This is a genomic window from Erythrobacter sp. JB1-15, from assembly GCF_057365035.1.
Window position 1 is genome coordinate 1,683,550 of sequence record NZ_CP200295.1, and the last position, 14,166, is coordinate 1,697,715.

Genomic DNA, 14,166 nt, shown 5'->3' on the forward strand with positions numbered 1-14,166 from the left:
TCACTTGCACGCTTTCAGATGATAGATGAGACAGGTGTCGGGAAAAGTCAGCGGGGGTTGAATGCCGTGCCCGACCAAGGCTGCACCCAGCACTTTGATCCCGTTCCCCTGAAGATCAGCTGCATCCATAATCGATGGCGCGCTGATTGAGGGATTAAATTCTGGCCAGACAATGCGCAGCTCGTACAATTGGGCAGGATCAAGTCCGTCAAAATGAATCCGGCTGGGCAATGTCGAAAGCTCAGGCTCCAGTTTCGCGTAGGAAAACAGCGCTTCGCTTTTGTCATCCGCGACGCAGCCGAGGAAATTGGTTCCTTCGGGGCTGGCAAGAGCAAGATAGTCGCCAGAATGGATCAGCGCACGATGCTGCTTATAAAGCGCGATGCCGGCTTTCAGCGTTTCGAGATCCGCTTCGCTTTCCTCGCGCAGGTCCAATTCCATGCCCATATGGCCGAAAACGGCACTGGCGACGCGGAACGACATAGGCAATTCGCGCCCGGTAATATGGCACCGCCTTGGGCCGACATGGCTACCAAGCACGCGCAGGGGAAAAAATTGGCCGCGCCGCGCTGGATAATCTGCCGTTCGCGCGCGTCATTATTGTCGGACGTCCAGATGCGATCCGTGTGGCGCAAAATACCGAAATCCGCCCGCGCGCCGCCTGATGAGCAGCTCTCAATCTCAAGCGCAGGATGCTGGCTGCGCAATTCATCCAGCAAGCGGTAAACTGCATGCGTCTGGCGGTGCATCGCGCCCCTGCCATTGCTGCTGGGGTGATTGGTATCGCGGTTCATATCCCATTTGATATAAGCGATGCCATATTCGTGCACGAGCGTGCTGATCTTTTTGAGCAAATAGTCGAACACTTCGTTTCTGGTTAGATCAAGCGTTAACTGCCCGCGAAAAGGTATCGCCTCAACGCCATCAGCCTTTAGCACCCAATCGGGATGAGCGCGGTACAGATCGCTGTCTGGGTTGACCATTTCAGGTTCGAACCACAGGCCAAACTCCATGCCCAATTCTTTGACTGTTGTGACAAGGCGGTGCAGGCCTTCGGGATAGACGTTATCGGACACCCACCAATCACCAAGTCCCGCTGCATCATGGCGGCGTCCACCAAACCAGCCATCATCCAGCACAAACCTTTCCGCCCCGACAGCGGCGGCAGCCTGTGCAAGTTCAATGAGCGTTGCCTCATCATGGTCAAAATAGACCGCTTCCCAAGTGTTGTAGTGCACTGGCCGCGGATTGTCGCGAGTGCGCGGATCAAGCACTTTGTCAGTGAGATGAGTATGAAAGGCCTGCGCGATAGAATTGATGCCGTTTTGCGCCCAAACCGCGAGAAATTCAGGCGTTTCATATACGTCGTTCTGGCCAAGCTTTATTTCGCCCGGAAACGCCATTTCGCCGGTCTGAACAAAGCCACGCCCATCGGAATGCCGATCAACGCGTAGTTTGTGATTACCGCTCCATGCAAGATGAAAGCCTAGCGCTAATCCTGTGGTTTCGGTGGTTTCTGCGCTGGCCAAAATGCCGCCGGGAAACACATCGTGACTGGTCCGGCCAGCCTTGTTCTCGCGCACAATGCTACCTTGAAACAGATCGATCTGCTCAATCTGAAATTCCTTAGACCAGCGTCCGGTAAGGCTTAGAAAACGGTCGAAGCGCTGATCAAAAGGCAAGCACAGGGCAGCACACCAATCGAGATGGAAAGGCGCATCAGCTTGGTTTTCGACCAGTGTTTTGGCGCGCAGCATACCCGTGCCGGCTTCGATCTGAAAAATGTGCCGGGTTGCGATCTTCGCATTGGCATCTTCGCAGCGTATCTCCACTCGCTCGTTTTCGGTGAAATCAACCGCGACGATGCGCAAATCAAGCGCCCAGTTCTGCCCATCGCGATGACCTATCATGCCAGAGGGACCGGATATTCCGGTACCGATTTCGTTGAGCAGCGATCCACGCAGCGGCACAGAGGCGCTGCCCGGTGCATGCTGGCGCGTGGCGAGCACCGCCATATTGGCAGGCGTGACGCCAGGCAGGTCAGGTCCAGCATAAAGGATGATCGGGCGCATTCCCACAGTCGCCTCGAGTGCGAGCAGTGTGCCGCCTGCTCTCAACTCGCAATATTGCGGTTCGCCTGAAATCCGCTCGGCTGGATCGGTTACGGGCACAGGCCGGTGTTCATGGATCACGGTTTCAGCGACCGCGCTTTCGCTGCTTACATTGCGAACAGCTTCGTCCCGTGACGCGGACTGCTCATCTGACTGTGCCATGCCGATTGCGGCTTTTTCTGTCATATTAACACATCATGCCTCTGACGAAGCATCCCTTAAGGCTGAGTGCCCAAACAGCACATGCCTTTCCCTCTCCATGCCCAAAACGGCTTGCTGACGCGCGCTTTATGGGACTCCGCGTCACCATCACGCCTTTGCCCGGCATTTGTGAAGTGCGATTTTGGCAGTGCATGAATTTTTTGGTAATCCCAATCCAGATTTAATCAAGGAGCAGCCCGTGTGGGAGGAAAAAGTCTACAAGCAGAACATGCAATTGTCGCCTATTGGCGGCATTAAGCTGGCTTGCTTCCTTAAAAACGGCGTGGGCGTCTTGAGTGCAAGGCGGACGTTGCCGCACTTTACCCTTGTTTATGTGACGCGCGGGGAAGGGCGATATTGGGATGAGACAGGGCAATCGCTGAGCGTCACTGCAGGCGATGCCATTATTGTCGCGCCAGGCGTGGAGCATTGGTATGGGCCGCCTGCCGGGGGCAGCTGGGATGAATTTTATCTTGTTTTCGAAGGTCCAGTGTTCGATCTTTGGCGAAATTCGGGATGTCTTGACGAGGCAGATCCAGTCGTTTCGCTTAAGCCGCTGGATTTTTGGCGCGACCGGATCTTGAACCTTATCGGCCAGACCAGAGCCAAAACACAAAGCGAATTGATGCGCGAAACGGTCGGATTGCAAAGCCTTCTTGCTGATATCACGCAGGCACGTGAGCAGGATATGGGTGATGATATTGCCTGGCTTGCCAATGCTAAAACGGTGATTGGCGAAACTCTGGACGTTCGCCTGGCCGCGACTCAGCTGGGTCATTCCTATGAGGCGTTTCGCAAGCGCTTTAGAAAGCTCGCGGGGCAATCACCCGGCCGGTATCGCACAAGCGTCCTGATGGAAAAGGCCTGCGAAATGCTGTCTGACCCCAATGTTATGCTACGCGAGATATCTGACGAGCTTGGATATTGCGATGAATACCATTTCAGCCGCCAATTCAGCAAATCAGTCGGTTGGCCCCCATCAGAATATCGCTCCCGGATTGCGCGCAGTCCGTCGCGATTTGAAGAATTGGGCGAAATCCCGGATCATGTTAGATAATTCGCCGTGAGGCGTTGCAATATTATGACAGATTTGAGCAATCACGCTCAGCGACGTTGATATTTCCCAAAAACTTCATGCCGGTCCAATTCGCCCATGGAAATCGCGGATCGAAGCGCCACAAATCCTACCGCGATCCGGATAGGATCACGTGAATGTGCCTCCATAAGAAATCACATTGGTCAGGTGGGGCGCGGTTAAGGGAGAGTATCATGTTGTTTTCCAAGCGGGCCATGTTGGCTCAAGGCGCTGCCATTGCAGCAATTGCTATTTCCAGCCCGGCTGTTGCCCAAGACAATGACGCCGAAGCGGTAGAGGGTGAAGAAAACACCATCATCGTCACCGGCTTCCGCAAAAGTCTCGAAGATTCGATCAATCTCAAACGAAGCAGCGCTGCTGTTGTAGATGCGGTCTCTGCCGAAGATGTGGGCAAATTCCCCGACCAGAACGTTGCGGAATCGCTCCAGCGTATTACTGGCGTTGCGATTGACCGGTCCGGCGGTGAAGGCCAGTTCATCACCGTTCGCGGCCTTGGCCCTGAATTCAACGCGGTGCTTTTAAACGGGCGGACAATCGCCACCGATAACCCCGGGCGTGAATTTTCATTCGATGTGCTATCTTCGGATATCATCCAGACCGCTGAGGTTTATAAGTCAGCTCAACCGAGTTTCCAGTCAGGTGGTATCGGGGCGCTTGTAAACATCACAACCGCGCGGCCACTGGATCGCCCAGGTTTTAATGCATCGGTATCAGGCGCTGCGATTTACGAAAACCTGAGCGAAGACGTCGGTACAGATCTTAGCGGTGTCGTGTCGTGGTCCAACGGCACTGTCGGTGCGCTGTTTGGTGCATCATACAATCTGCGCAACGCCCAGATCGATCGCAATATCACCAACGGTTATGCACTGCGCCAAGGCGATCCCGCTATCTTTGCGCCGGAAAGTGCCGCCGGCTTGCAACCCGCCGATATCGGTGCCTTGCCAGACGGGGCACGGGTTCAGCAGCAGGTGATCTTCAGCCGCGATGTGCAAGAGCGTGAGCGGATCACGCTGAACGGTGCGTTACAATTTGCGCCGTCTGATCGCTTCACGGCAACATTTGATGGTCTGTATTCAAAATTCGACATCAGCTCGTTCGATCAGCAGTTCTCCGGCTTTTTCAGCCCGCCTTTCCTGAATCCCGAAATTGATGCCAATGGAACCGTGACATCGTTCAACCGTCCCAGCATCGATTTTGCCAATCGCAACCCCGATATCGCGGGCGCTGTTGGCTTGTCTCAAAACGACAACGTGCTCACATCGAACAACCGTGAAGCTGAAACTTTTGCGTTTGGTGGTAACTTCGAATTTGAAGCCAGCGATGCACTGACATTTGTGGCCGACGTGGCATGGTCACGTGCAACGCGCGATGGCACCAACCCGTTTGTCGTGCTGGGTGCGCTTGCGCCCACATCACCGCTGATCCAATCCACCAGCACAACCGGCATTTCGACAATCACCAATATCAACGCCGAAGACTTTGTGGATCCGTCGATCCAGCGGCTGCACTTTGTGAATGTGAACCGCACTCAGGTTGAAGACGAAGTGTTCGAAGTGCGTCTTGATGGCGAGTGGGAAGTCGATGCAGGTCCGCTCAGCGCAGTGACATTTGGCGGGCTGTATACAGACCGCGAAAAGGTGCAGAACCTTTTCGATAACTTTGCTGACCCTGGTTTTGGAAGCCTGACAGCGGCGCAAATTTTCTGCGCCTATTGCGGTTACACCGTGCCGTTTGACACCTCGATCCTCAGCCCGTTCTCATTTGACGGGTTCCTGAGCGGTGTCGATGGCGCTGACACGGTTCCAGCTCAGATCCTGACGGCTAGCTTTGCTGATGCATTCGCGCAGCTGAACAGCACGGCGAACCTGCAGAATATGGACCGCACAGGCGGCAACACTGCTGATCTCTTGGCATATCTGAACAGCGGCGGACTTGATCCGGTGCTTGGCATTTACACGCCTTCGTTCAATCCCGGCGGCAGCTTCCAGGTCGAAGAGCAGATCTATTCCGCCTATTTCAACACCGAATGGGGCGGCGACTTTGGTGGAGACCTGCCATGGTCGGCCAATATCGGTTTCCGCATTGCATTCACTGATGTCGTCTCAAGCGGGATTGACCAGCCGGTGATCGAATTCCGCGAAACGCCTGGCGACACGCAGCTTGTTACGGTCTTTGGCCCTGCGACCAATGTCTCGGTGCCGAACGACTACGTGAACTTCCTACCGGCGGTAAACGTCAAGGTTGAACCGTCCTTAGACACGGTCCTTCGGATGAGCTATGCGCGCACCGTGACGCGGCCGACATTGACTGCGCTGGGTGTTGCCAACACCTTTGGCGGCCGTTCCGATGCGCCTTTGAGCGGAGGCGGCAACCCGCTGCTTCAAGCGTTTGAGGCTGACAACTTTGATGTATCGTTCGAATGGTATTTCGACAGCCTGAGCTATTTCAGCGTTGCCGGTTTCCACAAGGAGCTTGGCGGCTTCCTCGAAACATCGACCATCGGTGTGCCGGGCGTTGTCATCTTCCCTGCTGGCAATGGCGGGCTTACCGTCGATACGCCGACCGACGTGACATTCCAGGATACGCGTCAGCGCAACGGTCTTTCGGGTAGCATTTCAGGTGCAGAAATTGCGTTCCAGAAGACGTTCGACAACGGCTTTGGCGGCATCATCAACTACACTTATGTGACATCAAGCCGTGACAACGCACCGGTAGGAGATCTTGGCTTCAACGGCTTTACGCCGCACACAGTCAACCTTACCGGCTTCTATGAAGGGGACCGGTTGTCAGCGCGCGTATCGTACAACTACCGCGATGGCTTCCTCTTCCAGGGCAGCGACGTGCAAAGCGAACCGCGCCAGCGTGAGAGCTTTGGTCAGGTTGATTTCTCGGCCAGCTATGAATTGACTGACCAGTTCCAAGTGTTTGTTGAAGGTCTCAATATCTTCAATGAAGACACACGTGACTTTTCACGTTTCCGCAACCGGGTGCTCACCTATGAGCGGACCGGTGCGCGTTACACTGCGGGCGTTCGCGCCACGTTCTGAGCCTGAGGGGTATGCATAGGCATTGGCGGGCATCTCTCTTTTGTGAGGGGTGCCCGCTTTTGTTTTGCATTTGGGCGCGGACCGGACTTGCGCACCCGGCCTGTTCTTGAAAGACTACGGCAAAATCAGCGATCACGAAGCGCTGCGGAGAGGGATTTTTATCATGACCATAAGCCAGGCGGCGGTGTTTCTTGCGATCACTGTGCTCATCGCGTTCGCGACCTATATGCATTGTCGGGGCAAACGGGGGACAGGTGATGACAGCAAAAGCGATTACTTCCTCGCGAATGGCGGGCTGTCTTGGTATTTTGTCGCGGGTTCAATCACGCTGACCAACCTGTCGACCGATCAGCTTGTCAGCATGAATGGCAATCAGATGCTGCTGATTGCCTGGTGGGAGCTGGCTGCGGTGGTTGGTCTGTTCATTCTCGCTTTCGTGTTTTTGCCTGTTTATTATCGCAACAATTGCACCACCACGACGGAATTGTTGCAGAAGAAGTATGGCGACAAGCATATCCGCGCGCTGATCTCGCTGCTTTTTCTCGCAGGCAATCTCTTCATTTTTCTCCCCGCAATCCTCTATGGCGGATCGCGCTTTTTCTTGTCCCTGCTCGAACTGGATGGCGGGCTTGGAAACATCATGATCCTTTCGGTTGTGCTCGCCACGATCGGTGCCGCCTATGCCATTTTCGGCGGTCTTCGCGCAGTGGCCGTGTCGGACACCTATTCAGGAGTCCTGATACTCAGCCTTGCGTTGGTGGTCGCCTATCTTGCTCTCAAAGCGATTGATTTCGATCTCAGCGGTATCCCTGCAGACCGGTTGACTTTGATTGGTGACAACAATTCTGACATCCCCTGGCATACTTTGCTAACAGGGATGATATTCATCCAGACATTCTATTGGTCCACCAATCAGACCATCACCCAGCGCGCCATGGCATCGCCGTCAATCGGCGAAGCACAAAAAGGCGTGATGGCTGCTGCTGCCATCCGCCTGATGATTGTGCCTATCATCGTGGTGGTACCGGGCATTGTCGCCTTTAAGCTGTTCGGCGATGTCCCGCAGGATGGCGCGTATGGCATGATCGTCAGCTCGGTATTGCCTGGCTGGCTTTCTGGCGCTTTTGCAGCGGCTTTGTTCGCAGCCGCGCTCACTACCTTCAACTCGATCCTCAACGCCAGCGCGGCATTGTATGTGTGCGATATGCACGAAGCTTATGTGGGCGAACCTAAAAAGGTCGCGCGGCTTGGAGCTATTGTTTCCATTTTGATGAGCCTGTTTGCACTCGCACTGGTGCCGTTCTTTGCCAGCCAGGAAAGCCTGATTAACACGGTTCAGACGCTCTATGGATTGTTGTCCATGCCGATCCTTTCTGCGTTTATCGTCGGGCTTGTCTTCACCGGGGTTCAGGCGCGCGCCGCGATGATCGGAGTGGTGGCAGGTGTATTTTTCTACGGCTTTTGGGCCGCGCCATTGGGCTTTGTTATCAGTGCGCGCGAAGGTTTGATGAAGCTGCTGGGGGCAGAGGCATTGTTGAACGTGCACTACATTCACTGGATGGCATGCACCTTGCTGCTGTCGGTGTTCACCTCGTTATTGGTCAACCGGCTGGTCTTCGGGGCGAACGCTGAGTTCGCCTTGGGTAAAGAGGCAGGGCAGCCGCAAGCAGCATGAGCCGTCCTGCGGCGTCAGCAGCGACGCGCCATGGCGTCCAGCGTGTGGTTCTGGCCGGGTCAACCGGGACGATCGGACAGGCAGTTGCGCAATGCCTTGTTGCAAACGGCTACAGGGTAACCCGGCTTGTCCGCTCACCCATTGACGCGGCGGGTGAGGATGCGATTGTCGTCGATCTTGCAGATAGTAAGGCCGCCGCGCGCGCTTTGGCCGCTATTCGTCCGTCCGCAGTTATCTCCTGTATCGCTTCACGCTCGGGCGCTCCCAAAGATGCGTGGGCGGTCGATCACGATGCCAACGCAAATCTGTTGGCTGCGAGCGAGCAGGCAGGTGTTCAGCATTTCGTACTGCTATCGGCGATCTGCGTACAAAAGCCGCGGCTGGCCTTTCAACACGCAAAATTGGTGTTCGAGGCAAAGCTTGCCGAGAGCCCGGTTGCGCACACCATCGTGCGGCCGACCGCGTTTTTCAAATCGCTTTCGGGCCAGATTGAACGGGTGCGCAGCGGCAAGCCGTTTATGGTGTTTGGCAATGGCGAATTGACCCGGTGCAAGCCGATCAGCGATGCCGATTGCGCGCGGTTTATAATTGATTGCCTGTCCGATCCAGCGCGGCGCGGCGCGATTTTGCCCATTGGCGGACCGGGGCCGGCGATCACAATGCGCGAACAGGGCGCGATGCTGTTTGAACTGCTCGGACAAGAGCCGCGATACCGCAGGGTTCCGCTCGCGGTGTTCAGCGGGGCCGCGACGGTCCTGGGTGCAGCTCAAGGGTGGTCAGATTGGGCGGCGGAAAAGGCTGAATACGCCCGGATCGCGCGATATTATGCGACCGAAAGCATGCTGGTGTGGGATGATACCGCGCAGCGATACAGCGCCGATGACACGCCCGAGTTTGGCAGCGACACTTTGCGCGATCATTATGCAAAGCTTTTGGGCATCGAGGGTTAGCCCACGGCCTATCGCGGCCAGATCGCGGTTCCTGCTGGCGGAAGTTCGGTTTGCCCGGTCACAAGCGCGGCTCCGCCTATTAGATGCGCGATATCGACGGGTTCTGCTGAATAGTTGAACGCAAACACATGGCTTTGCGTGCGGCGCAGACGCAGCCCGGTGGGCAAGGGGGTGAGCGGCAAATCCGCTTCATCCGCCATCATCGCCACAATCTCATCAAGCAGCGCGCGATCCGGCCATGCGCCGATATAGCGCGCACCTCCGGCGCCGTAGAGCACGCCTTGCCCGCTTTGAGTCGCCCGTTCCGGTTCCAGATCGCTCGCAATATCTTCAAGCCAGCGTTCAACCGCGCCGCCGCCCACATCTTCGCTCACGCGGTCACGCAGGCTTTCGGCGCGTGTGACAGTGATGGGCATGACCTCTTTCAGTTTGCCGGGCGCAAGGGTTTCGGGAATGCAAAAGCTTGCCGTCTTGCTGCCCGATCTTGGCCCGATCAGCACCGGGCAATTCAGCCCCGCTAGCGATTTGACGAAATCATCGCTTACGATGGGCAGGGTGGGGACCAAAACGATGGAGTAACCGGTAAGGTCAGCATTGGGCGCGACAATATCGACATCCAGTCCCTGCCGCCTTAGGGCGGAATACCATTCAAACACCAGCTCGAGATAGCGGAAACTTTCCCCCTGCGGCTGGATACCGCACACCCATGCTGCTTCGTAAGATACGACCAGTGCAGCGGGCGCCTTAATTGCCGATTGTTGGCCCAGCTCATCAATGACCTGCGCCGCCTCGCGTGCTTCGTCTGCGCCGGGTGCGTCAATGCTGTCGGGGCGCAGTAGCCCTGCGTGCATTTGTTCCTGTGCAAAGGGTGCTTGCCGCCACCGGAAATAGCTCACCAGTTCTGCGCCGTGGGCCATTGCTTCCAATGTCCACAAGGTCACCATTCCTGGCAAGGGTGCCGGATTGAACCGCGCCCAGTTCACAGGGCCTGGCTGTTGCTCCATCACTCCCCAGCGACCCTGCGGGCAGCAGCCTCTGTAAAGGTCGTGGTGAAAAGCGGCGATGTCGGGGTGACCTTGCCTTAGAAAGTCGCGCTTTTCCTCTTGGGAGAACCAGAACTGTTCAAGAAAGCCCAGCGGATAGCTGTCCCATGTCACAATATCGAGATCGCGGCCCAGATCGTGATGGTCGAACTCGGTGAAGAACCCCATGACATTGTGCGTCACATCGCGGCCGGGCGAGTATTCGCGCAAAATCGCCACTTGGGCTGCGTTAAAACTGATCACTTCGTCTGAGGCAAAGCGGCGGTAATCGAGCCAGTGCGCGGGGTTTGCTTCGGTAACGGTCAGGTTGGGCGGATCAATCTCGGCAAAGCTGCCATATTCCATGCTCCAAAAGACGTTGCCCCATGCTGCATTGAGGGCTGTCACATTGCCATATCGCGCTTTGAGCCATTCGCGAAAGCGGGCGGCTGCGCTGTCTGAAAAGCTGAGCACGGTGTCGTGGCAGCCATATTCGTTATCGGTTTGCCAGCAGGCGATAGCGGGGTTGCGGCCATACCTTTCCGCCATGGCGCGAGTGATGCGGGCGGCCTCTTCCCGGTATCCCTGGTGCGAGAAACAATAGTGCCGCCGCGATCCGAAACCGCGCGGGCGGCCTGCCTCATCAATCGCCACCATATCGGGCATTTGATCGACCAGCCATTTTGGCGGGGTCGCGGTGGGAGTGCCCAGGATAACTTGCAAACCCGCCTCTGCCAAAACGTCTATTGCGCGGTCCAGCCAATCCCAATCGAAGACGCCGGGGCGAGGTTCAATCCGGCTCCAGGCGAATTCCCCGATGCGCACCAGTGACAGGCCCATTTCCGCCATTCTCTGCGCATCTTGGGGCCACATTTCTGGCTGCCAATGTTCGGGATAATAACAGCAGCCAAGCTTCATTTGGGTCGCCTTTGGTTGAGGAAATACATGCGTAGCGCAAGGGTTTTGGTGGGCCTAGTGGGGGGTGTATTTTTTGAGTGTTAATCCCGCCCATTTACACATATAAAAATATCTTTATATGTTCCTTTCAATGCTCGTCGATACCATCTTCAAGGCGCTGGCTGATCCCACCAGATTGCGCACCATGCGGCTGCTGTCTGCGATGGAGCTGGCGGTGGGGGAATTGGCACAGGTTCTGGGCCAAAGCCAGCCGCGCGTATCGCGCCATGTGGGAATTTTGTGCGATGCGGGGCTGGCTGAGCGGCGGCGTGAGGGCAGCTGGGTGTTTCTGAGGCAGGCCAGCGGCGAAACGCTTGATACAGAAATCCTAAGCGCGGTCGAAACGCTGCTTAGCGCAAGCCAGAACCACGATCCGGAATTTGCGGCCCTGTGCGATACCGACAGGCGCAAGCTTACCGCCATTCGCGATGCGCGCGACACGCAGGCAGAGGATTACTTTGCCCGTCATGCAAGCGAATGGGACGCTTTGCGTGCGCTTCACAGCCCGGACGATCAGGTGGAAGAGGCGCTGGTAAAAGCGCTTGAGGATGCGCCGCTTGGCGCGGTGCTCGATATTGGCACGGGCACGGGGCGCATGGCCGAATTGTTCGCCGATAAAGCGCAGCGGATCACCGCGCTTGATAAAAACCTTGAAATGCTGCGCATTGCGCGGGCCAAATTGCAGCATGTGCCCGGTACGCAAATAGAGCTGGTGCAAGGCGATTTCACCGATCTGCCTTTGCCAGATGCCGCGTTTGACACAGTGCTTCTGCATCAGGTTCTGCATTTCGCTCAGGTTCCCGCACACGCGCTCGCAGAAGCAGCGCGCGTCACAAAGCCGGGCGGACGCATCGCGATTGTCGATTTTGACGCGCATGACCGCGAAGAATTGCGGGGCCGTCATGCCCATGCTCGGCTGGGATTTTCCGACCGGCAAATGGCGGCTCTGCTGCGCAAGGCAGGCTTTGACCCCGCGCCGCCGGCGCAGCTTGATAGCGGGGAATTGATTGTCAAAATCTGGATTGGCCAGCGCCGCGCTGCGCCTCAGCAAATGCCTGATCTACCTGCCTCTCAAACCCAAAAATCCCCTGATAAGAAAGCATCCGCATGACGGCCCCTCTCGACAGCACCGCTGAACTTCGCACCGCGCATGATACGCCGCTTTTCTCCGGCTTGCCCGGTGATGTGGATGTCAGCTTTGAATTCTTCCCGCCCAAATCGGAGAAGATGGAAAACCAGTTGTGGCAGGCGGTGACAGAGCTGAAACCGCTGGGTCCCAGCTTTGTTTCTGTCACATACGGCGCGGGCGGATCGACCCGCGAACGCACGCACAACACGGTTGCGCGGATCATTGCAGAGGCGAATTTGCCCGCCGCCGCGCATCTCACCTGTGTGGGTGCATCCAAGCAAGAGATTCGCGAAGTTGCCGAACACTATTGGGAAGCGGGCGTGCGCCATATTGTCGCATTGCGCGGTGATGCAGGCGAACCGGGCGCGCCGTTCACTCCGCATCCTGAAGGTTATGCCAGCGCAGCCGATCTGGTCGCGGGCCTGAAAGAGATTGCCGATTTTGATATCTCGGTTGCCGCCTATCCCGAAACCCACCCGGATGCGACCTGTCCGCAGGCCGATATCGACCATCTCAAACGAAAGCTGGATGCAGGCGCAAGCCGCGCAATCTCGCAGTTCTTCTTTTCGGCAGATACGTTTTTCCGGTTTCAGGACAAACTTGCCGCAGCAGGTGTGTCGCAGCCGGTGCTGCCGGGCATTCTGCCTGTCACCAATGTCGCCCAGGCGCGCAAATTCGCAGGGCTTTGCGGCGCCGTGATCCCTGAATGGATGGACGGCCTGTTCGAAGGTCTGGATGAACGCCCCGGCGCGCGCCAACTGGTTGCAGCCACCGTCGCAGCCGAGCTTTGCCGCCGGCTTTATGCAGGCGGGGTGCGCGATTTGCATTTTTACACTCTCAACCGGCCCGATCTGGCCTATGCGATTTGCCATATGCTGGGCAAACGCCCCGAAGGAGAGGCCGCATGACGCACCATCAGGCAGGCTCAGAGCAGGGCGCGCGCGCAAAACTTCAGGCTGAAGCTGCAAAACGCGTGCTGATTTTTGACGGCGCGTTTGGAACGCAAATCCAGGAACGCAAGCTGACCGAGGCGGATTACGCGGGCACGCTGGGCTTAAATGCCGATCAAAAAGGCAATAACGATATCCTTGCGCTGACGCGCCCAGATGTGATCCGCGATATCACGCGGGCCTATCTTGATGCGGGATCGGATGTCATTTCGACCAATACGTTTTCAGCCAATCGCATCAGCCAGGCCGATTATGCGGCAGAAGATCAGGTCGCCGCGATCAATATTGCAAGCGGCAAAATCGCGCGCGAACTGGCCGATGAATATGAAGCAAAAGATGGCCGCCCGCGCTTTATCGCAGGCGCAATCGGGCCGACGAACAAGACACTCTCGTTAAGCCCCGATGTCGAAGATCCCGGCTACCGCGAGATTGATTTTGATGAATTGACCGCGGTTTACAAAGAACAGGCTGCGGCCCTGGTTGAAGGCGGCTGCGATTTCATCCTGATTGAAACGGTGTTTGATACGCTGAATGCGAAAGCCGGCGTGATGGCGGTTAAACAGCTTTCCGATGATCTGGGCCGCGATGTGCCTGTCATGATGTCGATGACATTGACGGACCTTTCAGGCCGGAACCTGTCGGGCCACACGGTCGAGGCATTCTGGTATGCGATCCGCCATGCAAAGCCTGTGACTGTTGGCCTTAATTGCAGCTTTGGCGCAGACCAATTGCGCCCCCATGTGCAATCGCTTTCCGCCATCGCGGATACGCTGATTATGGCCTACCCCAATGCGGGCCTGCCCAATGAACTGGGCGAATATGACGAAATGCCGGACACCACGGCAGGCCTTGTCAAACAATGGGCCGAAGGTGGGCAAGTGAACATTCTGGGCGGCTGCTGCGGATCATCGCCCGCGCATATTCAGGCGATTGCGAATGCGGTTTCCGGATTGGAGCCGCGCGCTGTGCCCGAAGGCGAAACCGCAATGCGGCTTGCCGGGCTGGAACCCTTTGTGGTGGCGAACTGA

The 14,166-nt window shown here is 56.7% G+C and carries 9 protein-coding genes and 1 pseudogene; 7 read left to right on the forward strand and 3 right to left on the reverse strand.

Features of this window, described 5'->3' with window-relative positions; translation table 11 throughout:
* Positions 1-429 carry a GH36 C-terminal domain-containing protein gene (locus AC0V6L_RS08180; RefSeq protein WP_486155080.1) on the reverse strand — a complete coding sequence of 143 codons (429 nt, stop codon included), beginning with the start codon at positions 427-429 and terminating at the stop codon, positions 1-3.
* Positions 403-2,297: pseudogene (locus AC0V6L_RS08185) on the reverse strand (alpha-galactosidase); the annotation flags it as partial. The gene AC0V6L_RS08180 and the pseudogene AC0V6L_RS08185, both read right to left, overlap by 27 nt.
* Positions 2,298-2,511: 214 nt before the next feature.
* Here AC0V6L_RS08185 and AC0V6L_RS08190 point away from each other — a divergent pair.
* The 4 genes from AC0V6L_RS08190 (at position 2,512) to AC0V6L_RS08205 (ending at position 9,080) form a co-directional block, all read left to right on the forward strand.
* The gene (locus AC0V6L_RS08190) at positions 2,512-3,369 is read left to right on the forward strand and encodes a helix-turn-helix domain-containing protein (protein ID WP_486153793.1); all 858 of its coding nucleotides are present in this window, start codon (positions 2,512-2,514) and stop codon (positions 3,367-3,369) included.
* A gap of 212 nt (positions 3,370-3,581) precedes the next feature.
* Positions 3,582-6,455, forward strand: a complete 2,874-nt coding sequence (locus AC0V6L_RS08195; RefSeq protein WP_486153794.1) for a TonB-dependent receptor — start codon at positions 3,582-3,584, stop codon at positions 6,453-6,455.
* A gap of 163 nt (positions 6,456-6,618) precedes the next feature.
* Complete coding sequence (locus AC0V6L_RS08200) at positions 6,619-8,130, forward strand: sodium:solute symporter family transporter (protein ID WP_486153795.1); 1,512 nt, start codon at positions 6,619-6,621, stop codon at positions 8,128-8,130.
* On the forward strand, positions 8,127-9,080 hold the full coding sequence (locus tag AC0V6L_RS08205; RefSeq protein WP_486153796.1) for an NAD(P)H-binding protein: 954 nt from the start codon (positions 8,127-8,129) through the stop codon (positions 9,078-9,080). The genes AC0V6L_RS08200 and AC0V6L_RS08205 overlap by 4 nt, the downstream gene beginning before the upstream one ends.
* An 8-nt stretch (positions 9,081-9,088) precedes the next feature.
* Here the strand turns inward: AC0V6L_RS08205 and AC0V6L_RS08210 are convergent, their stop codons facing one another.
* Positions 9,089-11,020 carry a beta-galactosidase gene (locus AC0V6L_RS08210; protein ID WP_486153797.1) on the reverse strand — a complete coding sequence of 644 codons (1,932 nt, stop codon included), beginning with the start codon at positions 11,018-11,020 and terminating at the stop codon, positions 9,089-9,091.
* Positions 11,021-11,150: 130 nt separating this feature from the next.
* On the opposite strand from AC0V6L_RS08210, the gene AC0V6L_RS08215 reads away from it, so the two are divergent.
* The 3 genes from AC0V6L_RS08215 to AC0V6L_RS08225 are packed head-to-tail and all read left to right on the forward strand — an operon-like array spanning position 11,151 to position 14,166.
* Positions 11,151-12,170 carry an ArsR/SmtB family transcription factor gene (locus AC0V6L_RS08215; protein ID WP_486153798.1) on the forward strand — a complete coding sequence of 340 codons (1,020 nt, stop codon included), beginning with the start codon at positions 11,151-11,153 and terminating at the stop codon, positions 12,168-12,170.
* Positions 12,167-13,096: a methylenetetrahydrofolate reductase [NAD(P)H] gene (gene metF, locus AC0V6L_RS08220; RefSeq protein WP_486149963.1), complete on the forward strand. Its 930-nt coding sequence runs from the start codon at positions 12,167-12,169 to the stop codon at positions 13,094-13,096. The genes AC0V6L_RS08215 and metF overlap by 4 nt, the downstream gene beginning before the upstream one ends.
* Positions 13,093-14,166, forward strand: coding sequence for a homocysteine S-methyltransferase family protein (locus AC0V6L_RS08225; protein ID WP_486153799.1), 1,074 nt, complete (start codon positions 13,093-13,095; stop codon positions 14,164-14,166). The genes metF and AC0V6L_RS08225 overlap by 4 nt, the downstream gene beginning before the upstream one ends.